At 69.4% G+C, this 23152-nt stretch carries 19 protein-coding genes and 1 tRNA gene; 13 read left to right on the top strand and 7 right to left on the bottom strand.

Annotated features, from left to right (window positions below):
* Positions 1-19 precede the first annotated feature (19 nt).
* The 3 genes from C516_RS0106630 to nfi all read left to right on the top strand — a co-directional run bounded on the left by C516_RS0106630 (position 20) and on the right by nfi (position 3636).
* On the top strand, positions 20-310 hold the full coding sequence (locus tag C516_RS0106630) for a co-chaperone GroES (protein WP_018717579.1): 291 nt from the start codon (positions 20-22) through the stop codon (positions 308-310).
* A 58-nt stretch (positions 311-368) separates the two neighbouring features.
* Complete coding sequence (gene groL / locus C516_RS0106625) at positions 369-2015, top strand: chaperonin GroEL (RefSeq protein WP_018717578.1); 1647 nt, start codon at positions 369-371, stop codon at positions 2013-2015.
* A 940-nt stretch (positions 2016-2955) separates the two neighbouring features.
* Complete coding sequence (gene nfi / locus C516_RS0106620) at positions 2956-3636, top strand: deoxyribonuclease V (RefSeq protein WP_018717577.1); 681 nt, start codon at positions 2956-2958, stop codon at positions 3634-3636.
* Here nfi and C516_RS20440 read toward each other — a convergent pair.
* Entirely contained in the window at positions 3623-4879 is a 1257-nt protein-coding gene (locus C516_RS20440; protein ID WP_018717576.1) for a response regulator, read from the bottom strand. The genes nfi and C516_RS20440 overlap by 14 nt on opposite strands.
* A 223-nt stretch (positions 4880-5102) precedes the next feature.
* Complete coding sequence (locus C516_RS18845) at positions 5103-5504, bottom strand: tetratricopeptide repeat protein (RefSeq protein ID WP_156831151.1); 402 nt, start codon at positions 5502-5504, stop codon at positions 5103-5105.
* 400 nt (positions 5505-5904) lie between these two features.
* On the opposite strand from C516_RS18845, the gene C516_RS0106605 reads away from it, so the two are divergent.
* The 5 genes from C516_RS0106605 (at position 5905) to C516_RS18840 (ending at position 9825) form a co-directional block, all read left to right on the top strand.
* A complete protein-coding gene (locus tag C516_RS0106605) occupies positions 5905-7275 on the top strand; it encodes an AmpG family muropeptide MFS transporter (protein WP_018717574.1) in 1371 nt (456 codons plus the stop codon).
* Positions 7276-7278: 3 nt separating this feature from the next.
* Positions 7279-7662, top strand: coding sequence for a DUF5362 family protein (locus C516_RS0106600; protein ID WP_018717573.1), 384 nt, complete (start codon positions 7279-7281; stop codon positions 7660-7662).
* Positions 7663-7842: 180 nt separating this feature from the next.
* The gene (locus tag C516_RS0106595; RefSeq protein ID WP_018717572.1) at positions 7843-8445 is read left to right on the top strand and encodes a peroxiredoxin; all 603 of its coding nucleotides are present in this window, start codon (positions 7843-7845) and stop codon (positions 8443-8445) included.
* Between the two features lie 79 nt (positions 8446-8524).
* Entirely contained in the window at positions 8525-9541 is a 1017-nt protein-coding gene (gene trxB, locus C516_RS0106590) for a thioredoxin-disulfide reductase (protein ID WP_018717571.1), read from the top strand.
* The gene (locus tag C516_RS18840; protein ID WP_018717570.1) at positions 9538-9825 is read left to right on the top strand and encodes a glutaredoxin family protein; all 288 of its coding nucleotides are present in this window, start codon (positions 9538-9540) and stop codon (positions 9823-9825) included. The genes trxB and C516_RS18840 overlap by 4 nt, the downstream gene beginning before the upstream one ends.
* 9 nt (positions 9826-9834) lie before the next feature.
* Here the strand turns inward: C516_RS18840 and C516_RS0106580 are convergent, their stop codons facing one another.
* Entirely contained in the window at positions 9835-10620 is a 786-nt protein-coding gene (locus C516_RS0106580) for an exodeoxyribonuclease III (protein ID WP_018717569.1), read from the bottom strand.
* A gap of 715 nt (positions 10621-11335) precedes the next feature.
* The gene (locus tag C516_RS0106575; RefSeq protein WP_018717568.1) at positions 11336-12064 is read right to left on the bottom strand and encodes a glutathione S-transferase; all 729 of its coding nucleotides are present in this window, start codon (positions 12062-12064) and stop codon (positions 11336-11338) included.
* Between the two features lie 226 nt (positions 12065-12290).
* On the opposite strand from C516_RS0106575, the gene C516_RS0106570 reads away from it, so the two are divergent.
* The 3 genes from C516_RS0106570 to C516_RS20995 all read left to right on the top strand — a co-directional run bounded on the left by C516_RS0106570 (position 12291) and on the right by C516_RS20995 (position 13380).
* A tRNA-Ile gene (locus C516_RS0106570) sits at positions 12291-12366 on the top strand.
* 275 nt (positions 12367-12641) lie between these two features.
* Entirely contained in the window at positions 12642-13082 is a 441-nt protein-coding gene (locus C516_RS20775; RefSeq protein WP_084594115.1) for a Panacea domain-containing protein, read from the top strand.
* The gene (locus C516_RS20995) at positions 13075-13380 is read left to right on the top strand and encodes a hypothetical protein (RefSeq protein WP_156831150.1); all 306 of its coding nucleotides are present in this window, start codon (positions 13075-13077) and stop codon (positions 13378-13380) included. Before C516_RS20775 ends, C516_RS20995 begins: the two co-directional genes overlap by 8 nt.
* Before the next feature lie 454 nt (positions 13381-13834).
* On the opposite strand, the gene C516_RS0106565 is transcribed toward C516_RS20995, so the two are convergent.
* Together C516_RS0106565 and C516_RS0106560 are read right to left on the bottom strand one after the other, a co-directional pair.
* Complete coding sequence (locus tag C516_RS0106565) at positions 13835-14089, bottom strand: hypothetical protein (RefSeq protein ID WP_018717567.1); 255 nt, start codon at positions 14087-14089, stop codon at positions 13835-13837.
* 216 nt (positions 14090-14305) lie between these two features.
* On the bottom strand, positions 14306-15496 hold the full coding sequence (locus tag C516_RS0106560; RefSeq protein ID WP_018717566.1) for an ammonium transporter: 1191 nt from the start codon (positions 15494-15496) through the stop codon (positions 14306-14308).
* A gap of 272 nt (positions 15497-15768) precedes the next feature.
* Here C516_RS0106560 and C516_RS0106555 point away from each other — a divergent pair, with 272 nt between their 5' ends.
* Together C516_RS0106555 and C516_RS0106550 are read left to right on the top strand one after the other, a co-directional pair.
* Positions 15769-16992, top strand: coding sequence for an ATP-grasp domain-containing protein (locus C516_RS0106555; RefSeq protein ID WP_018717565.1), 1224 nt, complete (start codon positions 15769-15771; stop codon positions 16990-16992).
* Positions 16993-17047: 55 nt separating this feature from the next.
* Positions 17048-19081, top strand: a complete 2034-nt coding sequence (locus C516_RS0106550) for a hypothetical protein (protein WP_018717564.1) — start codon at positions 17048-17050, stop codon at positions 19079-19081.
* A 126-nt stretch (positions 19082-19207) separates the two neighbouring features.
* Here the strand turns inward: C516_RS0106550 and C516_RS0106545 are convergent, their stop codons facing one another.
* Complete coding sequence (locus tag C516_RS0106545) at positions 19208-23059, bottom strand: AfsR/SARP family transcriptional regulator (RefSeq protein WP_169509133.1); 3852 nt, start codon at positions 23057-23059, stop codon at positions 19208-19210.
* Positions 23060-23152: the final 93 nt, after the last annotated feature.

Raw genomic sequence — 23152 nt, 5'->3', positions numbered from 1 at the left:
CCTTTAAAGGAGACGAGCGATGAATCTGCGTCCTCTTCACGATCGCGTAGTGGTCAAGCGCCAGGAGGAAGAGCGCACCTCCCCCGGCGGCATCGTCATCCCCGACACCGCGGCCGAGAAGCCGATCCGTGGCGAGGTCGTCGCCGTGGGCACCGGCAAGCGCCTGGACAACGGCGAGGTTCGTCCGCTGGACATCAAGGTCGGCGACAAGGTCCTGTTCGGCAAGTTCTCCGGCACCGAGGTCAAGCTCGGTGACGAGGATGTCCTCGTCATGCGCGAGGACGACGTCATGGCCGTCATCGAGGACTGAACGGTCCCGGCAGCGAAACATCCCCGATCGGATAACCGGATAAGAGGTAGAGAGCACAATGGCAGCTAAAGACGTACGCTTCGCCGACGACGCCCGTCAGCGCATGGCCAAGGGGGTCAACACCCTCGCGAACGCGGTGAAGGTCACCCTCGGCCCGAAGGGCCGCAACGTGGTCCTCGAGAAGAGCTTCGGCGCGCCGACCGTCACCAAGGACGGCGTCTCCGTCGCCAAGGAGATCGAGCTCAAGGACAAGTTCGAGAACATGGGCGCGCAGATGGTCAAGGAGGTCGCCTCCCAGACCTCCGACAGCGCCGGTGACGGCACCACCACCGCGACCGTGCTCGCCAACGCCATCCTCCGCGAGGGCTTCAAGGGCGTGACCGCGGGCATGAACCCGATGGACCTCAAGCGCGGCATCGACAAGGCCACCGGTGCGGCCACCGAGGCCCTGCGCGATCTCTCCAAGCCCTGCGACACCGACAAGGCGATCGCCCAGGTCGGCACGATCTCCGCGAACTCCGATGACGAGATCGGCAAGATCATCGCCGACGCGATGAACAAGGTCGGCAAGGAAGGCGTCATCACCGTCGAAGAGGGCTCCGGGCTCGACAACGAGCTGGACGTGGTCGAGGGCATGCAGTTCGACCGCGGCTACCTCAGCCCCTACTTCATCAACAACCAGCAGAGCATGTCCGCGGAGCTCGAGGACCCCTACATCCTCCTCTGCGACAAGAAGATCTCCAACATCCGCGAGCTTCTGCCGCTGCTGGAGAACGTCGCCAAGTCCAACCGCCCGCTGCTGATCGTCGCCGAGGACATCGAGGGCGAGGCGCTGGCGACCCTGGTGGTCAACAGCATGCGCGGCATCGTCAAGGTCGCCGCCGTCAAGGCGCCCGGCTTCGGTGACCGCCGCAAGGCCATGCTCCAGGACATCGCCGTGCTCACCGGCGGCACCGTGATCTCCGAGGAGGTCGGCCTGACCCTCGAGAAGGCGACCCTCGAGGAGCTGGGCACCGCCAAGAAGGCGAACATCACCAAGGAAGAGACCACCATCGTCAGCGGCGGTGGCCGTGCCGACGACATCAAGGCCCGTGTGGACCAGATCCGCACCCAGATCGAGGACGCCTCCTCCGACTACGACCGCGAGAAGCTCCAGGAGCGCGTGGCCAAGCTCGCCGGCGGCGTTGCCGTGATCAAGGTGGGTGCCGCCACCGAGGTCGAGATGAAGGAGAAGAAGGCCCGCGTCGAGGACGCCCTGCACGCGACCCGTGCGGCCGTCGAGGAGGGCATCGTGCCCGGCGGCGGCGTCGCGCTGCTGCGCACCCTCAAGGCCCTGGAGAGCGTCAAGGGCGACAACCACGACCAGGACATGGGCGTCGCACTCGTGCGCCGTGCCATCGAGGAGCCGCTGCGCCAGATCGTGACCAACGCGGGTCAGGACGCGGCGGTCGTGGTCAACGCCATCCTCGCGGGCGAGGGCAACTACGGCTACAACGCCCAGACCGGGGAGTACGGTGACATGGTCGAGTTCGGCATCCTCGACCCGACCAAGGTCACCCGCACCGCGCTGCAGAACGCCGCCTCCGTGGCCGGCCTCATGATCACCACCGAGTGCATGGTGGCCGAGCACCCTGAGGAGAAGGACGACGGCGGTGCCGGCGACATGGGCGGCATGGGTGGCATGGGCGGTATGGGCATGATGTAAGCCCGCCGTCCGGCTCACACACCCGAGCCGTACGAAAGCCCCGCCCCGCGCGGGGCTTTTTTTGGTTCATCGCCCCTGCACATGAGCACCGACCCGACAGGCCGGGCGACACCACCGCGGCTGTCTGTCGGTTGCCAGGCGCAGCCGGACCTACCCGGAATCGCGGCGGCTCGGCCTCTACCGTGGCTCAGCCGCTCCAGGCAGACCGGTAGGTCGTGCACGGCCGCGGGCCGTGTGCGACATCTTCAATGACCGCGCCGGAATGTCGCACGCCTGCGGCGCACGACCTACGCGAGTTCCCGTAGGTTGGCGCCTCCTGGCAGCCAACATCCCGTCCTGCGGTGCCGGCAACGTCGACTACCGTGAGCGGCCGACCTCGCAACCCCGATGAGCGCGCGTTCTGCCCGCGTCTGCGCAGGCAGGGCAAAGCCAGAATGGCCGCCCCCGGGCAAATCGGGCGCATGCCTGACGCACTGGACGCAAGCGCCGGTCCAAGTTGTAGGTCGGCTGCTCCCGGGCGGTGACAGGCCGCGCGGGTTGGCCGCTCCTGGCAGACCGGTAGGTCGTGCACGGCCGCGGGCCGTGTGCGACATCTTCAATGACCGCGCCGGAATGTCGCACGCCTGCGGCGCACGACCTACGCGGGTTCCCGTAGGTTGGCGCCTCCTGGCAGCCAACATCCCGTCCTGCAGTGCCGGCAACGTCGACTACCGTGAGCGGCCGACCTCGCAACCCCGATGAGCGCGCGTTCTGCCCGCGTCTGCGCAGGCAGGGCAAAGCCAGGATGGCCGCCCCCGGGCAAATCGGGCGCATGCCTGACGCACCGGACGCAAGCGCCGGTCCAAGACCGGCGCTTTCCCCTGCCTTGCGATGAACCGCCTTTATGGTGGCGCGGTGCGGGCCCGTGCCCACCGTCCAGCATCCGTGGCAGACTCCTGCCATGGAGCGCCTCATCGACCATCCCTGGGACCTCACCCCCACCGAGGCCCGCGCCCTGCAGACCCGGCTCGCCCGCGAGGTGCGCCTGACGCCACCGCCCGCGGAGGTGCGCACCATCGCCGGCGTGGACACCGGGTTCGAGGACGGCGGTCGGACGGCCCGTGCCGCCGCGGTGCTGATGGGCTGGCCGGATCTCGAACCTGTCGGCCACCACATCGCCCGCGAGCCCACCCGCATGCCCTACGTACCGGGGCTGCTGTCGTTCCGCGAGCTGCCGGTGGTTCTCGCCGCATTGGAGGGGCTCGACACCACGCCGGAACTCGTGTTCTGCGACGGCCAGGGCATCGCCCACCCGCGGCGGCTGGGCATCGCCGCCCATCTCGGCGTGATCACGGGACTGGCCACCATCGGTGTGGGGAAATCACGGCTCGTGGGCAGCCACGAAGAACCCGGGCGGGAGCGCGGCGCCTGCACCGCACTGATGGACGGCGACGAGCGCATCGGCACGGTGGTGCGCACGCGCACCGGCGTGCGGCCGCTGTACGTCTCACCCGGGCACCGCTGCGACATCGACGGCGCGGTGGACTGGGTGCTCGCCTGTTGCCGGGGCTACCGCCTGCCGGAGCCGACCCGTCAGGCGGACCACCTCGCCTCGCGGCGCGGGGCGTTCAGAGAAGGGTGAGCGCGGCCACCGCGGCGAGGCCGACTACGCCGACACCGGCGACGGTGTAGACGAGCCGCCGCAGCGCCGCCGCCTCCCGGGCCACGCGTTCGCCCACCAGCGTGTCCGCGGCCTGGGCCTGGGCCGCCGCCCGCGCATCCGCCGCCTCCACGGCGGCCTGGTGCGCGGCACTCTCCACGGAATCGGACAGGGCCCGGCGCAGCGGGTCCTGGAGCCCCTCGAGCAGGCGGTCCTGCAGCGCCGGCATGGCCCGCTCGACCACCTCCGGCACCAGCCGCGAGAGCCATTCGTCGCTGCCCAGACGGTCGGCTAGCTGGCGCTCCAGCGACGGCACGGCGTCCTCGACGATGCGCTCCGCGGCCTCCGGCCCGATGGCCTCCACCACCCGCGGGCGAACCTGCTCGACCAGCCGCGCCGACAGCGCCTCCAGGTCCACGGACTCGCGCAGCTCGGCGCGCTCCGCGGCCGCAGCATCCAGGCGCTCGTTAATAGGCGCGAGCGCGGGCTCGACCGCCTCCCGGATGGTCGACTCCAGGTCGTCACCGAGGCGCTCGGCGATCACCGCACGCGCGGCCCGTTCGGCCTCCGCGGCAGCCGCCTCGCGCAGGGCGGCCTCGTCGACAGGGGCGGGCGATGCAGCGGGCGGCGCCGCTTCGGAGCCCATGCCGGTATCGGGCCCGGGCCCGTGCTCGCCTTCGTCGATGGCGATCCCGCCGAAGTCGACGGCACTGTCCTCCGGTTCCGCGGGTGCGGCGGCGGCCTCCCCGAAGTCAGGCACGTCCAGGGTATTGTCCTCCAGGTCAGCCATCGGCCCCGCCGCCTCCACCGTGGCGGCCTCCGCCGGCTCGGCGGCAGGGGCGCCCTCCAGCGCCTCGCGCGCCGCGGCAAGGGCGCGGTCCAGCCCGTCCTCGCCGCTCGGCTTGATCAGGAAGTCCACCACGCCCAGCGCCTCCGCGCGGGCGCGGTCGTCCTCGGAGTCCTGGGAGGTATACATGACCACCGGGACGGCGGCGGCACCGGGGTGCGCCTGTAGCTGGCGCGTCGCCTCGAAGCCGTCCATGTCCGGCATCATGTAGTCCATGAAGATGACGTCCGGCACGCGCTCCCGGACCTGGGCGACCGCCTCGGCGCCGGTGGCGGCCTCGTCGGCGGTGATGTCGCGGCGGCGCAGCAGCTTGGTCAGGGCCACGCGCGCCAGTCGCGAGTCGTCGACGACCAGAGCCGTCCGGATCTGTGCGGTCATTGATGTTCCCCCAGGCCGGTCGCCGGTCACTGCCCACCCTGGGCGGACCGGCGGCTAAGCTATCGAGTGCCCCGTGACAATCATTATTATCAAAGCAGCAAACGAATGGACCAGCCCCGACGGGGCGATAACGGGAAACGGCGCACAAAAACGCCGCCTGACGGCGGCCGTCAGGCGGCGGGGAAGCGGTGACGGGAGTGTGGCAACGGCAGCGCCGCGGCGATCACTCCATGCCGCTGCAGTGATCGTAGTGGTCGTCGAGCCAGCGGCGGCTCTCGTCGCTGCCGCCAAGCGCGGCGCGATAGAACCAGCGCACCGCCGCCTGCTCGTCGAGCTCGACGCCGCGCCCCTCGGCGTACATGACGCCAAGGTTGTGCTGCGCGGCGACGTGGCCCTGCTCTGCAGCGACCTGGAACCAGCCAGCGGCGAGCGCGTCATCGCGCGCCACGCCCTGGCCGGTGGCATAAAGAAAGGCCAGCGCATGCTGAGCCTGCGCCAGCCCGCGCAATGCGGCGCGGCGATAGAGCCGCGCCGCACCGCTGAGGTCCACACCGGTGTCCTCGCCCATTTCCAGCCGGTTACCGACCATGTAATCGTTCCAGGCCTTATCCATCGGTGTGGCCATACCCGAACAACCCCCTCATATTCCGGTCCGAGCACCCCTAGAGAGGCAGAAAGCGTGCCACCAAATCACGAAGCCGCGCAAACCCCGGGCAGCCGGGCCTGACGCGCCAGAGGGCATCACCCCGCGGTCACGGAAGTGACACATTGCGGCGCCCGCGGGAACACGCGGGTGACTCAATGCGACACCCGGCCCCGCCCTGCCCCTCATCCGCAAGTCGAGGGGCGCCCTTCGGCGAGCCGGCGCCCCGCCCTCCGCGTCGTCGCGCTGCCCTGAACGGGCGACGGCCATGCCGGCGGGGAGGGACAGACCTGTCGGGATACGGGGCACGGGTAGTGGCCAGGGCTTGCCGCCGCTGGCGCCATCACGGAACATGCCGCAGACCGATCGAGCAGGAGCCCCCATGCCCGTGCACCCCCTCCGATCAGCCTGGCGCGACGCGCTGGCCGTGTACCTACAGCGGCCGGTGATCACCATGCTGTTCCTCGGCTTCTCTGCCGGGCTGCCGTTCATGCTGGTGTTCTCCACGCTGACCGCCTGGCTCACCGAGGCCGGGGTGACGCGCACCGCCATCGGCTTCTTCAGCTGGATCGGGATCACCTACTCCATCAAGATCCTGTGGGCGCCGGTGGTCGACCGCCTGCCCCTGCCGGGGCTGACCACCCGGCTCGGGCGCCGCCGCGGCTGGATGCTCGCCGGACAGATCGGCATCGCCACCGGGCTCGCGCTGATGTCGGGCACCGACCCCACCCAGGCGCTCAGCACGGTGGCGCTGCTGGGGGTGCTGGTGGCCTTCTCCTCCGCCTCCCAGGACATCGCCATCGACGCCTTCCGCATCGAGTCGGCGCCGCCATCGGTGCAGGGGGCGATGGCGGCTACCTACCAGCTCGGCTACCGCGCGGCGATCATCGCCTCCTACTCGGGGGCACTCTACCTCGCCGCGCGTACCGACTGGCACACGACGTACCTGGTCATGGCGGGCCTCACCGGGATCGGCATGCTCACCACGCTGCTCGCCGTCGAGCCAGCGCACCGGGCGCGCACGACCAGCGTCGAGGAGCACGTGGTGGAGACCTTCAGCCAGCGCCACCCCTCGCTGCCGCGATGGTTCGCCCACGCGGTCACGCACGTGGCCGGCGCCGTGCTCGCACCGATCGGCGACTTCGTCCGGCGCTTCGGACCGGCGGCCATCGGCATCCTCGCGCTGGTGGCGACGTTCCGGATCACCGATCTGGCGATGGCGAGCATGGCGAACCCGCTGTATCTCGACCTGAACTTCACCAAGGTGGAGATCAGTGCCATCAGCGGCATCTTCGGCACGACGGTAACGGCCATAGGCACCGTGATCGGCGGAATCGCGGTGCGCCGTTACGGGCTGCTGAAGCCGCTGCTCGCCGGCGCCATCCTCGCCGCCGTGACCAACCTGCTATTCGCGCTGCTCGCCACCACCGGCCACGCCCCGGAGCTCTTCGTCGCCGTCATCGGCGCGGAGAACCTCGCCAGCGGGCTCGCCGGCACCGCCTTCATCGCCTGGATGTCGAGCCTGACCTCGGAGCAGTACACGGCGACGCAGTACGCCCTGTTCAGCTCGCTGATGACGCTGCCCGGGAAGTTCCTGAGCGGCTTCGGCGGGATGGTGGTGGACGCCGACGGCTACGTTACCTTCTTCCTGGTCACCGCCGCCCTGGGGCTGCCGGCGGTGCTGCTCACCCTGTGGCTGATGCGCCGGACACCGGCCACGCGCCCCGACCCACTGACCAACAAGGAGTCATAACCAATGGAAAACGAAACCGCTCCCCTGATCCGGCGGCTGTCGGCACCGCTGGCCGAGGGCCGCTTCTGGCTCAAGATGGTGGCGGTGCTGCTGATCGCCAACGGCGTGCTCACCGCGCTCACCATCGTGGGCCTGATCGTCGCCTGGCTGCCGATCTGGATGGGCATCCTGCTGTTCCAGACCGCCGGCGCGATCGACCAGGCCCATCACCACGGCGACGAGGAGGCGCTGATCCGCTCCCAGCAGCGGCTACGCACGTTCTTCACCATCAGCGGCGTGCTCACGCTGATCGTGCTCGCCTTCTGGCTGCTCGGCATGCTCTTCGGCATCGGCGGCATGATGTTCGGGGCCGGCATGGGCGGCATGAGCGGCCACGGCGGCTGGTAGAGGCTTGAAACCCGCCGGCGGCGCCCCGACGTCGTCGGTGGATACACGGGCGCCCGGACGATAGCGCGCGTCTATCCCGTGCATGGCGAAAATGAATTTTACCGATCGCCGGGCGCTGCCTACGATGGCCAACCATTGGCCGATGTGGACACCCAAACCACCCGAGGAGAAGACACACCGATGAGCGTTCTGGTATCCCGTGAGGCCCCCGATTTCACCGCACCGGCCGTGATGGGCGACGGCACGATCAACGACTCGTTCAAGCTCTCCGATCTGCGCGGCAAGTACACGGTGCTGTTCTTCTGGCCGCTGGACTTCACGTTCGTGTGTCCCTCGGAGATCATCGCCCACGACAATCGCCAGGAGCAGTTCGCCGAGCGCGACGTCCAGCTCGTCGGCGTTTCCATCGACAGCGAGTTCTCCCACTTCGCGTGGCGGAACACCCCGGTGGACAAGGGCGGCATCGGCGAGGTGCGGTTCCCGATCGTCTCGGACAAGACCCACGAGATCTGCCGGGCCTACGGCATCGAGCACCCGGAGGCGGGCGTCGCGCTGCGCGCGTCGTTCCTCATCGACCGGGACGGCGTGGTCCAGCACCAGATCGTGAACAACCTGCCCCTCGGTCGCTCCGTGGACGAGATGCTGCGCCTGGTCGACGCGCTGCAGTTCACCGAGGAGCACGGCGAGGTCTGCCCCGCCGGCTGGCAGAAGGGCCAGTCCGGCATGAAGCCCGACGCCGAGGGCGTGGCCGAGTACCTCAAGGACAACGCCAGCCGCCTGTAAGGCCGCGGGCGTGACCCGCCGCGGCACCCCACGGGGCCGCGGCGGCCCGAACCGAATCCGTTCTACGAGGCGCGTGACTATGAGCGACGCTAAGCACTGCAAGCTTCTGATCCTGGGCTCCGGCCCCGCCGGCTACACTGCCGCGGTCTATGCCGCCCGGGCCAACCTCGACCCGGTGATGGTCACCGGCATGGAGATGGGCGGCCAGCTCACCACCACCACCGACGTGGACAACTGGCCGGGCGACGTGGAAGGGCTCCAGGGCCCGCAGCTCATGGAACGGATGAAGGCGCACGCCGAGCGCTTCGGCACCGAGATCGTCTTCGACCACATCAATGAGGTCGACTTCCGCCAGCGCCCGGTCCGCCTGACCGGCGACAACGGCGAGTACACCGCGGACGCGGTGATCATCGCCACCGGCGCGACGGCCAAGTACCTCGGCCTGGAGAGCGAGTCCGCCTTCATGGGCAAGGGCGTGTCCGCCTGCGCCACCTGCGACGGCTTCTTCTACAAGCAGCAGGATGTCGCCGTGATCGGCGGCGGCAACACCGCGATGGAAGAGGCGCTGTACCTCTCCAACATCGCGCGCAAGGTCACCATCGTGCACCGGCGCGACCGGTTCCGCGGCGAGAAGATCCTGCAGGAGCAGGTCGCGAAGAAGGTGGAGGAAGGCCGCATCGAGATCCGCTGGAACGCGACCCTGGACGAGGTCCTGGGCGACCAGACCGGCGTCACCGGGGCGCGGCTGAAGAGCACGACCGACGGCAGCACCGACGAACTCGACGTCACCGGCGTGTTCATCGCCATCGGCCACAAGCCGAACACCGACATCTTCGAGGGCCAGCTCACCATGGAGAACGGCTACATCCGGGTGAAGAGCGGCCTCGACGGCAACGCCACGGCGACCAGCGTGGCCGGCGTGTTCGCGGCCGGCGACGTCATGGACCACGTCTACCGCCAGGCGGTGACCTCCGCGGGCACCGGCTGCATGGCGGCGCTGGACGCCGAGAAGTACCTGGACGCGCTGGAACTCGAGCGCGGCGACCCGGCGAGCGCGGCCTCCGACGCGGACGCGGCCTCGGAGTCCCTGGCATGACGGTCCACGCCGACGACCTGGCGCTCTATCACCACGAGCTCTGCGGCTTCTGCATGCGCGTGCGCTCGGTGATGGAGCGCCTCGGCCTGACCATGGAGATGCGCGACATCCGCCGCGAGCCCGGGCACCGCCAGGCCCTGATCGAGGGCGGGGGCCGGGGGATGGTGCCGTGCCTGCTCATCACCAGCCCGGACGGCACGCAGACCTGGCTCTACGAGTCCTCGGACATCATCGCCTACCTCGTGGAGCGCTTCGGCAAGGCCGGCGAGGCCGCCCGCGGCTGAGCCCGGGGCTCAGCCCAGCGTGAGGTCGTAGGCGAGGGTCATGGGCGCGTGGTCGGAGAACCGCGCGCCCTCGTAGATGCTCGCCGAGCGCACCGCCTCGCGAAGGTCCGGGGTGATCACCTCGTAGTCGATGCGCCAGCCCGTGTTGTTCGCCCAGGCCTGCCCGCGGTACGACCACCAGGTGTACTGCTCCGTCTCCGGCTCCACCACGCGGAAGGCGTCCACCAGCCCCACCTCGTCGAACAGCCGGTCCAGCCAGGCGCGCTCCTCGGGCAGGAAGCCGGAGTTCTTCTGGTTCGAGCGCCAGTTGCGCAGGTCGAGCTTCGTGTGCGCGATGTTCCAGTCGCCGCAGATGATGTAGCTGCGCGGGCCCTTGCGCAGCTCGGCGAGGTACGCCATGAACGGGTCCATGAAGGCGTACTTGAAGCCCTGGCGGTGGTCGCCGGACGTGCCCGAGGGCATGTAGAACGACACCACCGAGAGGTTGCCGTAGCGCGCCTCGATCCAGCGGCCCTCGCGGTCGATCTCCGGGAAGCCCACGCCGCGGATCACGTCATCCGGCTCCACCCGGCTGTAGAGCGCCACGCCGCTGTAGCCCTTCTTCTCCGCGTCTTCGAAGTAGGCGTGCCAGCCCTCGGGGAAGTACGTGGCATCGCCGGCGAGCTGGTCGTACTGCGCCTTGGTCTCCTGCACGCAGAGCACGTCCGGCGCCTCCTCCGTGAACCAGTCGAAGAAGCCCTTGCGCGCCGCCGCGCGGATGCCGTTGAGATTGGCCGTGGTGATGCGGACCGTCATGAGCGCCCCCGAAGGCTGTACCGGCACCGGATCGTACTAAGGCGGTCACCGGTACGCCACCTTTCACCGCGCGCACCAGCAGCGATGTCGCACACGGCCTCACGGCCGTGCACGACCTACCTCCGGCCGCACGCGCGTAGGTCGTGCGCCAAAGGCGTGCGACGTCCCGGCCATTCCACGCAGGCCAACGACCGCGTCCACCGGACGGCGCTCAGCGCAGGTAGGTCGTGCGCCAAAGGCGTGCGACGTCCCGACCATTCCACGCAGGCCCACGACCGCCTCCACCGGACGGCGCTCAGCGCAGGTAGGTCGTGCGGCGCAGGCGTGCGACGTCCCGGCCATTTCACGCGGGCCAGCGACCGCCTGCACCGGACGGCGCTCAGCGCGGGTAGGTCGTGCGCCGCAGGCGTGCGACGTCCCGGCCATTTCACGCAGGCCAATGACCGGCTCCACCGGACGGCGCTCAGCACGGGTAGGTCGTGCGCCGCAGGCGTGCGACGTCCCGGCCATTTCACGCAGGCCAACGACCGGCTCCACCGGACGGCGCTCAGCACGGGTAGGTCGTGCGCCGCAGGCGTGCGACGTCCCGACCATTTCACGCAGGCCAACGACCGCCTCCACCGGACGGCGCTCAGCACGGGTAGGTCGTGCGCCGCAGGCGTGCGACGTCCCGACCATTTCACGCAGGCCAACGACCGCCTCCACCGGACGGCGCTCAGGGCTCGCCGTCCAGCGCCGGGTAGTGCCGGAAGATGCCCTCCTCCGTGAACGGGATCCGCCGCGACGAGTCCAGGTAGGCCGCGATCGCCGGCCGCGCCGCCACCCGGTCGTGCAGCGCGACCACCCGCGGGTAGTCCGGCTCCAGCGCCACCATCGCCCGGGGGAAGGCATAGCGCAGCCCGGCCACCACCTGGAACACCGAGAGATCCACGTGGCTCAGGGCGTCACCCACCAGGTACGCATCCCCCGCCGGGTTCGCCGCCAGCACCTGCTCGAAATAGCCCAGCCACTTGGGCAGCCGGTCCTGCCGGAACACCGCCGCCCGCCGCGCGGCCTCCGCCGTCTGCTCCTCGTAGTAGAGCGACGGCCCCAGGGGATGGTGGGTGTCGTGGATCTCCACCACCCAGTCCGTCACACAGAGCTGGAGCTGGTTCGCCCACAGCTCCCCCGCCTCGTCCGAGGGCGCCAGCCCATGCCGCCGGCCGAGATACAGCAGGATATTCGCCGTCTGCGAGATCAGCCGCCCGTCCGCCTCCAGCACTGGCGGCGCGAACGGCACCTCCGCCACCCCCGCACGCTCCAGCACCTCGGCGACGGCACCGAAATCCGCCCCGTCACCACGCCGGCCGACGTCCTCGTAGGCCGCCCCGGCCTCCTCCAGCGCCAGGCGCACGAACTCCCCGCGCCCCTGGATCGTCGGCCAGTAATAGAGCTGATAGGTCATGGCAACGCCTCCGCGACAACGCCCGGCACAGACCGGACGGGAATGGTGGATACCCCCGATCTGACGCCGCCACCACCCGGGTTCAACCCACACCGGCAGGCGCCGGTCGCCGGCCCCCACCCGGAATCAGACCTGACAGGCGCTTCCCACCACATTCCAGTGACACATAGTGTGCGGTCCGCCCCTGTCCCCCGACACACCCGAACGGCTATAATCCCGCGCCGAAGGGCCTGTAGCTCAGTGGTTAGAGCAGGGGACTCATAATCCCTTGGTCGCTGGTTCGAATCCAGCCGGGCCCACCATAAAAATCAGCGTCCTACAACCTTGTTTGCGACGATCAGCTTCAAAGAAAGCCCTCTCAGGGTCACCCAACCCATTTCTCAAAGTATTGAGGCTCTGCCTCGGCATCACCACCGTTGAACGATCCCTGTTACCTTTAAGGCGCCGATGCACCGGACAGGGAAGTCAGGCGGTCACGGCGGTGTCACCAACTTGAACCTTCCTATCCACCTCCCATCTTGTTACTGTTCAACATCAATCGTTGGCGCAGAAGCGACTGCGCTGTAGGGAGGGGGCCATGACCGTATCAGGGATGGAGGCTGCCAAAAGAGCCTGCGAAGCCTCGGGCTGGACGCTATCCAACTTGGCCCTACAGAAGATCCTCTATCTCGCCCATATGATCTATCTGGGGCGCCACGGCAGCCCATTGATCAGTGATCGGTTCGAAGCATGGGACTACGGCCCGGTACTACCCCAAGTCTACCGGCGAGCGAAGGCATTCGGCAGTGGACCGATACAGAACGTGTTCCATTCGGTAACGGATATCGAAAACACAGAGGAAGCAGATATCATCAACGAGGCTGTTAGGAAACTCGGTGACCTCTCGCCAGGAACACTCGTTGCTGCGACGCATCGCGATGGTGGGGCGTGGGCCCGGTATTACCAACCTGGGTTACCCAGTAACACCATTCCCAATGACGCCATCCGGACTGAGTACGAAACCGAGTGGAATGGGTAACGAGTTTGATTGGGTCGAACAATCCGCCGCAGCCGACGCCGAGGACAATCAAGTCGCTCAACTTGAGGAAGCCTTGGAAGGGGAAAAGGCCGCGCGTAGGCAAGAACGGTTCGCAACGGTTCTCGTTGCCATCATACTAATTGATATCCACGTTTTTTCCTCAATGCCAACGTGGGGCGGACCGATAGCGATTTTGATACTGGAGGTTCTCCTACTAATCCTACTGGGCCGAAAGCTCGACATACCCGACGTCGAACGCTGGATTGATCGATGGCTTAACTCATCCAAGAACGGCTGAAGCGTCCGGCACTCGGACGCGCGAGTTACTGGAGGCCACGCCTGAGGCCCGGGGGAGAGGGACGTGGCGTACTACCTACGGAAGGCGTTCCTGCCCCAAGCCACCAATCAAGGCGCCGATGCACCGCAGACACGGAAAGTCCTCGCGGTTGCGGCAGTAGTTCTCCCGAACGGAATTAGCCTGAGGTCTAGAGGATGACCAAGCGGGACGGACACGACCCTGACGTGCGTGACCTCAGTCAGGCCGAGATTGATGACTTGCGGCGCGATATGAATGAAGCGACAAAGGTGTTCCGTCGGATGGCGGCAGAACGCCGTGGCGGACACGAGGTCCGCGACCTTACCCAGGCTGAGGTGGAAACGCTACGTCAGGATAAGCGTGACGCCATTCGCCGCCTCAACGAGCTCAGTGCTAATGCAGGCGCTCGGCTACCGCGTGGCCGGCGTGGGATGGACTAGCTCCGCACCTGGACGCCGCTGACCGATCCGCCGCCGAGGCTGTAATGAAGCCGGCCAAGGCTCCACGCCATGAGCAGTGCAACCGCCGCCGCAACCGCCTTGATCCCAAGTAGGAACCAAGACCCTATAGGAGCAATTGGTGGTACCGCCAGCCAATACAGTTCGGGCAGCAAAAGCCCAATCTGGCCTAGCCCGAACACCGCGAACAGCAACTGCAACGCGCGGACCAATACTCGCAACGCTCGCTTCATTTCTCCCTTCTCCTTATTGCCCGCTGCGATAGCGGCCGCTCCGGCCGCAAGTGTCAGACCGCCTATGTACAAGGAGAGAGTTCGATAGGCGACCATGGCGGTGATTTGCCTGCGGAAGGCAGGATGACGAGCCGCCCCGGCCTGCGATACCGCAGGCCGGTACAGTCCCGGCATAATACGCGGCAGAGTTGCGGCCAGCCCGTTCCGAGTCGGCCACTACTCCGACTCCGGCTCCGCCGAGATCCGGTGGATGGCGAGGTCGGCGCCCTCGAACTCGGCCTCGGGGTCCAGGCGGATGCCGACGGTCGCCTTGAGCGTGCCGTAGACGATGAAGCCGCCGGCGGCGGCGATGGCCACGCCGAGGACGGTACCGATGATCTGGGAGACAAGGCTCACGCCGCCCAGCCCGCCGAGGAGCTGCTGGCCGAAGATGCCGGCCGCGATGCCGCCCCAGGCGCCGCACAGGCCGTGCAGGGGCCAGACGCCGAGGACGTCGTCGATGCGCCAGCGGTTCTGCGCCTGGGTGAAGGTCCAGATGAACAGGCCGCCGGCGATGATGCCGGTGACCAGCGCGCCCAGCGGGTGCATGAGGTCGGAGCCGGCGCACACGGCCACGAGCCCGGCGAGGGGGCCGTTGTGGATGAAGCCCGGGTCGTAGCGGCCGAAGGCGAGTGCGGCGAGCACGCCGCCGACCATGGCCATGAGCGAGTTCACCGCCACCAGTCCGCTGACGGCGTCCAGGGTCTGCGCGGACATGACGTTGAAACCGAACCAGCCCACGGTCAGCACCCACGCGCCGAGGGCGAGGAAGGGGATGCTGGAGGGCGGATGGGCGTATATCGCGCCGTTCCTGCCGTAGCGCCCGCGCCGGTGGCCGAGCAGCAGCACCGCGCCCAGGGCGATCCAGCCGCCGACGGCGTGCACCACCACGGAGCCGGCGAAGTCGTGGAAGGCGAAACCGAAGCCGGAGGCGAGCGCGTCCTGGATGCCGAAGCGCCCGTTCCAGACGATGCCCTCGAAGAACGGATAGACCAGGGCCACGAGCACGAAGGTCGCGGCGAGCTGCGGGTTGAACTTCGCGCGCTCGGCGATGCCGCCGGAGACGATCGCCGGGATGGCCGCGGCGAAGGTGAGCAGGAAGAAGAACTTCACCAGCGCGTAGCCGTCCATCGCGGTCAGCGCCTCGGCCCCCTGGAAGAAGCCGACGCCGTAGGCCACGCTATAGCCAATGAAAAAGTAGGCCACGGTGGAGACGGCGAAGTCGGCGATGATCTTCACCAGGGCGTTGACCTGGTTCTTGCGGCGCACCGTGCCCACCTCCAGAAAGGCAAAGCCAGCGTGCATGGCGAGCACCATCACGGCGCCGATCAGGACAAAGAACACGTCGTTGGCGGCGGATTGTTCCACGGGGTTTCCTCTCTGAACCAATTTGGCGCCCTAGGGATGCAAGGGTCGCACCAATTGTGTGCGCATTGTTAATCAGAGACTTATAGACGGCCGCACCGAAAATGCCGCGCACACCGCACCACGACAGTGCCGACGTCGCGTTAATGCCCCAAACCGGGGCACGGACTGCGGGCAATCGAGGCCGGACACGGTGGACCGGCCCACCGATGCCCCCTGCTATACTGCCGGAAAAGTCCTCACACCCTTCCCGCCGAAACCTACGGTAGTTACTTATGGAAAAGAATCCGGACAAGGGCTATGTCGCGCTCCTCGGCTGGAGCCTCAACGCCATCGAGGCTGCGGAGGATTTCGACCGCCGTTACGTCGTGGTCGCCCCCGACTGGGCCACGGACTACTGCGAGGAACACGGGATCCCCTACGTGCCGTGGAACTTCGAGCGCCTCAACGACCGCTCCATGGAGATCGCCCAGACGCTCCAGGAGATGGGCGTGGACGTGGCGATCCCGCTGTTCGAGGAGACGGTGGAGTGGGCCGGCGCGATCAATGCCGTGCTCATGGACAGCCCCCGGCTGCACGGCCAGGCCGTGCTCATGCGCGACAAGGCGCTGATGAAGCGCCGCGCGCAGCTCGGCGGCATTCGCGTGGGCATCTTCGAGGAGGCCCACGACAAGGAGGACGTCATCCGCTTCCTGCGCCGGGTCAACCAGACCCTGCTCAAGCTGGACGGCGACCCCAACGACCCGATCCACCTCAAGGCCTTCGACAAGGCGGGCTGCCTCGGCCACCGCGTGATCCGCACGCCGGACGAGGTCGACACCATCCCGGAAGAGGAATTCCCGGTGCTGATGGAGTCCCACCTGGACGGCTGGGAGTTCGCCGTCGAGGCGTGGATCCACAACGGCAAGATCGCCTTCCTCAACATCTCCGAGTACGTGACCCTGGGTTACTCGGTGTTCGTGCCCGCCACCCCGGAGCTGGAGAGCTGGCGGGCGCTGATCACCAAGGAGATCGAGAAGCTGATCAAGACCTTCGACATCGAGTTCGGTCAGATCCACCCGGAATACTTCGTCACCTCCGACGGCACCATGTACTTCGGCGAGGTGGCCTACCGGCCGCCGGGCTTCAAGGTCTTCGAGCTGCTGGAGCGGGCCTACGGCTTCAACGCCTACCAGGCCTCGATCCTGGTGTTCGACCCCAAGACCACCGACGAGGAGGTCAAGGCGTTCTTCCCGAAGGAGGTGGTGGACGCCAAGTGCTACGCCGGCTGCTTCGGCGTGTACCCGCGCCGGCGCGTGGTCTCGCGCCTGGAGATCCCCGAGGAGACGGAGAACCATCCGTACTTCGAGTCCCACGAGCTCACGCCGCCGCTCGAGGAGACGGTGACCAAGCGCACCGCGTTCGGCACGCACTGGGGGCTCGTGTACTTCAAGGGCGACGACCCCTACGTCATGCGCGACCTGCTCAAGCACCAGGAAGAGCTGGACTTCTACGTCTGACAACGCGTGCGCATCACTACAGGACGACCATGCACGCGCATGGCAAGGAGGACGAGTGACGAACGGCTCCGGTGACACGCCGGCCGACGACGACCGGCTCGCCGCGCTGCTCGCGGACCTCGACGAGGCCATAGAGCGCCTCGCCGGGGCCCGCTCGTTCGCCCGGCCCGGGAAGCTCCCGCGGGTGTTCGATACCGCCCGGCGCGTGATGCTCCAGCCCGGCGGCTGCGCCGCCATCCAGGCACGGGCGCAGGCGCTGGAGGAGGCCGGCGTGTTCGCCGGCTCCGACTGGGCGGACCCGCAGATCCTCGTGCCGTCACTCGCCGCGCACTCGCTCAAGAGCGCGGACGCCAATGCGGTGGTGGTCGAATCACTGAGCGAGCTGCGCCTGCTCGCCGTCGCCCGCGGCGAATACCTCCATCCGCTGGTCTCCGCGGAGCAGGCGCATCACTACCTCACCCAGGTGCTCGCGCTCAACCTGGAGATGCTGTTCACCCCGCCGAGCGAGGCCGAGCGCACCACCCAGGGGCGGCTCGCACAGCTGCCGCGCAACCTGCTCCAGCACCTCGCCGCCGGCATCGGCTACGAGCACATCGTCGACCGGCTCATCGAGGAGATCTGGCGCATCCTCCAGCAGCGGCCCATCCAGGTGGACGCCGCCAAGCAGATGATCACCCAGATCGCCATCTGCCAGGTCGACCCCAACATCGAGCTCGGCGCCAGCGGTCAGGGCGCGGACCGGCTGGTGAGCAGCCTCTTCGGGCCGACCCAGGCCTGCCGCGAGGACCCGGGCGTCGAGGTCTACCGCGAGCGCCTCGCGGCCATGGACCCGAAGTCCCTGCAGGTCGAGGCCACGGCCTGCGCCCGGGCCATGCACGACACCGGGCTGGTCTCGCCGTATCACGCGGTGCTGCTGCGCCAGATCGTCGGCGAGGGCGACTACATCATCGCCGAGGCCCTGGGGCTGTCCGCCACCGGACGGGACTGCCTGCTGTGCTACCGCGAGCTGGTCCACGACCTGATCGACGCGGCGGTGCACCCGGCCACGCCCCAGGCGGTCTACGGCCTGGCCCTGGCACTGGAGCGCGGCATCTTCTACCAGCCGCCGGTGGCCCCGGCGCTGTGGCGCCAGCTCGCGCTGCCGCTGTCGCCGTGGTCCCGCGAGCGGCTGAACCTGTCGTTCGGCGAGGCCGTGACACCCGAGGCGCGGCTGCTGGAGGGCGTGCTGTGCGTGCTGGGGCTGCCGCTGGGTGTGGGCCAGGGCAACAACCCCACCTGCCAGTCGGCGCGGGCGCTGTCCATGTGGGCCTACAATGACCCGGACTACCTCCTGCAGATGGTGGCCTGGGCGGCGCGGGACGACGAGATCGTCATGCACTTCGAGGGCCAGCCGATCTCCTCGCGGGAAAGCGCCTCCGGCGTCGCCACCGCCCTGCCCATGGACCTGGATCCGGTCTCGCTGCTGGTGGTGCCGCACCTCGATCACATCTACGCCGAGATGGGCCGGCGCTGCGCCGGACGCGAGGGGGATCCGCACCGCTGGGTGAACCCGGAGTTCCACGGCTGGTGGGCCGGGCGCGGCTTCCGTATCAACGTGGACGTCGCCACCGGCGGTCTGGTGGGGCTGGAGGAGTTCCTGCGCTACTTCTACGCCTGCTACCACCCCTACTACAACGGCAACCAGCCGATCATCCACCCGCAGCCCGCGGGCATCGCCGTGACCGACAGCGCGGCGCGCTTCATCGGCTGGCACGCCATCTCGCTGCTGCGCGCCGCCCTCGACCCGGGCGGGGTCATGCGCATGTACTTCTTCAACCCCAACAACGACAGCGGCCAGGACTGGGGCGACGGCGTGCGGGTCAGCACCTCGGGCAACGGCGAGTTCTTCGGCGAGGCGTCCCTGCCCTTCGACCAATTCGCCTCCCGGGTCTACATCTTCCACTACGACCCGCTGGAGGGCGGCGCCCCCGCGGACGTCCCGCCCTCGGAGCTGGACGCGGTGATCGGCTACATCCAGCGGAGCTGGGGCGCCGGGCGCATCAGCGACACCGGGTTGCAGGCGGACGCCGGCGTCGGCCCCTGGGCCTGAGCGCCCTCACCCGCTACTGCATGCCGGCGGGGCCTGACCGGCCCCGCCGGCAAAGGCCCGGACACGCCCCACCGCGGCCGGCGTGAGCGGACCCACGTCCACGGGCCGCACCGGACGGTACGACGCTCAGCGCCCGGCCCCGTAGCCGCGGGCGGGCTCCACACCCTGCGCCAGCGCCTCGGCGCGGTGCAGCAGGCCGTAGTCGCCGCGGCCGGGGACGCGCTCCAGCACCGCGGCAAGGCCGGCGCGCGGGTCCGTGCCCGGCACCACCGGCAGGTCGAGCTCCACCCGCCGCACGTGCACGGCGAGCACCGCCATGATCGCGCCCTGGGTCTCCGCGGTGGCCTCGCTCAGGGCGAGGTCCTCCGCCAGGGCGTGGCGGTCGCCGTCACGGCGGTAGGCGATCTCGGCACGCTGGGCATAGAGCTCGGGCAGGAAACGCACGTTGCCCAGATACTCGACATCCGCCAGCGCCTGCTCCAGTACCTCGCCCGCCCGCTCCAGGCGGTCACAGCGCCGCAGGGCGTCGAGCAGCAGCCGGTAGACAGTGGTGCTCACCGAGTAGGCCACCTGGCGGATCTCCCCGGCGGTGCGCTCGATCAGGTCGATGCCCGCGGCATCGCCGGTGCGCGCCTGCACCCAGCCCGAGAGCGCCCAGCCCGCCCGCTGCCACAGCGCGTACTCCTGGGCGTTCGCGATGGCGAGGATACGCTCGGCATCCGCCTGTACTGCCTCCGGGTCGTCGCGGCACTGCGCCAGCAGGGCGCGGGCCGTCAGCGCGTAGGCCTGCCCGGGCAGGTGGTCCGCCCGCTCGGCGAGGCCGACCATCTCGTCGGCCAGTGCCAGGCCCCGATCGGGCTCACCCAGATGCCAGAGGATCACCGGCCCGAAGGACAGCCCGGAGAAGGCCGGATTATCGCCCAGCATCTCCATCAGCCGGGGATGGTCCTCGTCGCGGTACAGGGCGCGGATATGCTCGATGCACTCCAGCGCCGTCTCCAGCTCGCCCAGGGAAAAGTGACCGCTGATTAGTGCGTTATAGCCTGCGATGCGCATGCAGCGATCGTCGCAGGCGTCGGCGAGGCGCAGCATCTCGCCGGCGAGGTACTGGGCCTCGCTGAAACCACTCTGGGAGCCGCTGGTCTGCCACTCGGCCCAGAGGACGAGGAAATGCCGCCGCGGATCGCTGCCGGAGCCGTGCAGCCCGCGGGCGCGCTGGAGGATCGCGTGGACGTCCCGGGAGCCGTTGCCCTCCCGTGCCAGCCGCGCCAGTCCCAGGCCGAGGAGGATGTTGACCAGACGGTCGCGCCGCTCCTCGCCCTCCGGCAGCGCCTCGGCCACGGCGAGGGCGTCGTTGAAGTGGTCCTCCGCCTCGCGATGGGCCGCGCGGGCGAGCATGCGGTAGCCCGCGTCGATGCGCCAGGGCAGCGATGCCCCGGCCTGCCCGGACTCCGCGAGGTGGTGCGCCATGACGCCCGGGTCGGTCTCGCCGACCCCGGGGAAGCGCTCCGCCAGAACCTCGGCGATGGCGGCGTGCGCGGCGCGGCGCTCGCCGTCCGGCTGGCTGGCGTACACCGCCTCGCGGATCAGCGGATGGCGGAAGCGGTGGCGCCCCGCCACCTCGTCCACATCCGGCTCGATCAGGCCGCACTCGCTGAGATGAAGCAGTCCGTCGTCGAGCTCGTCGCCGTCCAGGGTGGACACGGCGGCCAGCACCTCGCGCTCGAACACCCGGCCGAGGGTGGCCGCCAGCCGGGCGAGGCCGCGGGCCGGGCCCAGCGCCTCCAGGCGGGCGGCGAGCAGGTCCTGTAGCGTGGCGGGCACGGCGCCGTCCTCACCGGTCGCCACGTAGTGGCGTACGAGCTCCTCGATGAACAGCGGCACCCCGTTGCCGAGCTGGCGGATGCGCCGGCGCACGCCGCCGGGCATCTGCGGCGGTGCCAGGCTCTCGATCAGTCGCTCCCCCGCCGCCGGCGACAGGTGCCCGAGCTCCACGCGCGCCACCGGGTCCTCCTGCCGCCACGGATAGACCGTGCCCGGCCGCGCGGTGATCAGCAGCATCACCCGGCCCTGCGCGAACTCCCGGCGCAGGCGCCGGATCAGGATCACGGTGGTCGCGTCGCTCCAGTGGAGGTCCTCCAGCACGACCAGCACCGGGGTGCGGGCGGCGATGCCGCGGATCACCGCCATGAACCGCCCGATCAGCCGGTCGCGGCGGCGGGTCGCGCTGGCCACGCCGGCCGCGCCCGCGGGGGCGGCCTCGCTGTCGGCATACAGTCCGGGGCTCTCGGCGAGGAACGCGCGCATCTCCTCGCGCCAGTCCGGCTCGGGCTCGCCCTCGGCGTGTGCCGCGAGCTGGCCGCGCAGGGCCGCCGTCACCGGCGCCAGCGGCTGGCGCCGGGTCTCGGGATGGCTGCGGAGCCACAGCACGACACCGCCGCCGGCGTGGACCTCACCCGCCAGCGCCCCGGCCAGGCGGGTCTTGCCAAGTCCGGGCTCCGCCTCGACGGCAACGCTGCCGCCCCCGCCCTCGCACGCGCTGCTCCAGGCCCCGCGCAGGGCCTCCAGCTCCTCCTCGCGGCCGACCAGGGGCGAGAGACGGCCGAACCAGCGGTCCACCGAGACCCGGTCCATGAGCTGGCGGTCGCGGACCAGCCGGTGCAGGCCGGAGGCATCCGGCGCCGACTCCACGACGCTGAGGTCGAAGTACGGCTCGATGCGGGTGCGCACGTCGTCGGTGACCAGGCATCCCCCCTCCGGGGCGCGGCTGGCGAGGTCGAGCACGGCGTCGGAGAGCTCGCCGCAGGGGTCGGGCAGCTCCGGGCTGGCGTCCGTGATCAGCTGCCGGGCATCGACGGCGACGCGGACGCCGCCGCCCTCGAATGACTCGCCGGCGACGCGCCAGGCAGCGCGTACGGCCTGCAGGGTGGTGGCGTCCTTCGCTGCGGGAACGCCGAAGTAGATCATCATCCGCCCGCCGTGGGTATGCACCGCCAGGCCACCGTAGTGGCCGGCGATGGCCTTGACCGCACGGCTCGCCGCGGCGACATGAGCCGCCCGGGCCTCCGGGTCACCGTCCCCGCCGGGGCGGAAATGCACGCCCACTGCGGTCACCGGGCGGCGCTCCAGCGTGTTCTCGGGGGCGTCCTCGGCGGCGAGACGGTGCTGCTCGCGCCGGGCCCGGGCGCGCTCGCACAGCGCCACGGTCTCCGCGGCCGGGTCCACGTCCAGCTCCCGGCGCAGCAGCCCGGCGAGGTGATCGTACTGCGCGATCGCCTCATCGAAACGCTCGGCGCGCAGGAGTATGCCCATGAGCAGGCGGTGGGCCCGCTCGTCGAGGGGCTCGGCGGCCAGGTAGGCGCGCACCGGCTCGGCGGCCCGCTCCGGCGCGCCGGCGCCGGTAAGGCAGGCCACCAGCCGGTCGAGGGTGGCCGCGGCGGTCTCCCTCGCCGCCTCCCGCCAGCCGACCAGCCAGTCCAGCACCGGCGCGGGCAGCGCCTCCGCGGAGAATCCGGCCAGGAACGGACCGCGATAGCCCGTCACCGCCGCCTGCATGGCACCCAGCGCGGCACGGCAGGCGTGACTGCGGGGCGTTACCCCGCAACATGACGGCGGCGGATGCAGCGCCAGGGCGTCCACCTGCAACGCCGTATCGGAGTCGATCCGCACCGCGTCACGGCCGAGGTGCAGCACGTGGGCGTCGCCGAGCGCCGGAACGGCGAGGCGGCGGCGCAGCTGATAGAGTGTCTGGCGCAGGTTGTTGCGAGCGGCGGTATCGCCCAGATCCGGCCAGAACAGGGCGGCCAGCCGGCCACGCGGCACCGCCTCGTCACCCGCCATCGCCAGATAGGCGAGCAGCGCGCCGGCCTTGGTGCCCTCGAGCCCGGTCACGACGGTGTCGGCGACGCGCACCTCCATCGGCCCGAGCAGCCGCAGCGACAGCCCGGTCATGGCATTGTTCTTACGTTCTTCTGGCATGTCAGTGCCCATTGCGTACCGGCCATGGGCCGGTGCCCGCCTCGCCCCCTGTCACTGCCGCATCTGCCCCCTTTGCCGCACGCTGCCCGTTCC

Origin of the sequence: Arhodomonas aquaeolei DSM 8974, assembly GCF_000374645.1 — a bacterium.
Lineage (GTDB): Bacteria > Pseudomonadota > Gammaproteobacteria > Nitrococcales > Nitrococcaceae > Arhodomonas > Arhodomonas aquaeolei.
Note: the sequence above shows the minus strand (reverse complement) of the source record. Positions and strands in the feature narration are given on the sequence as shown.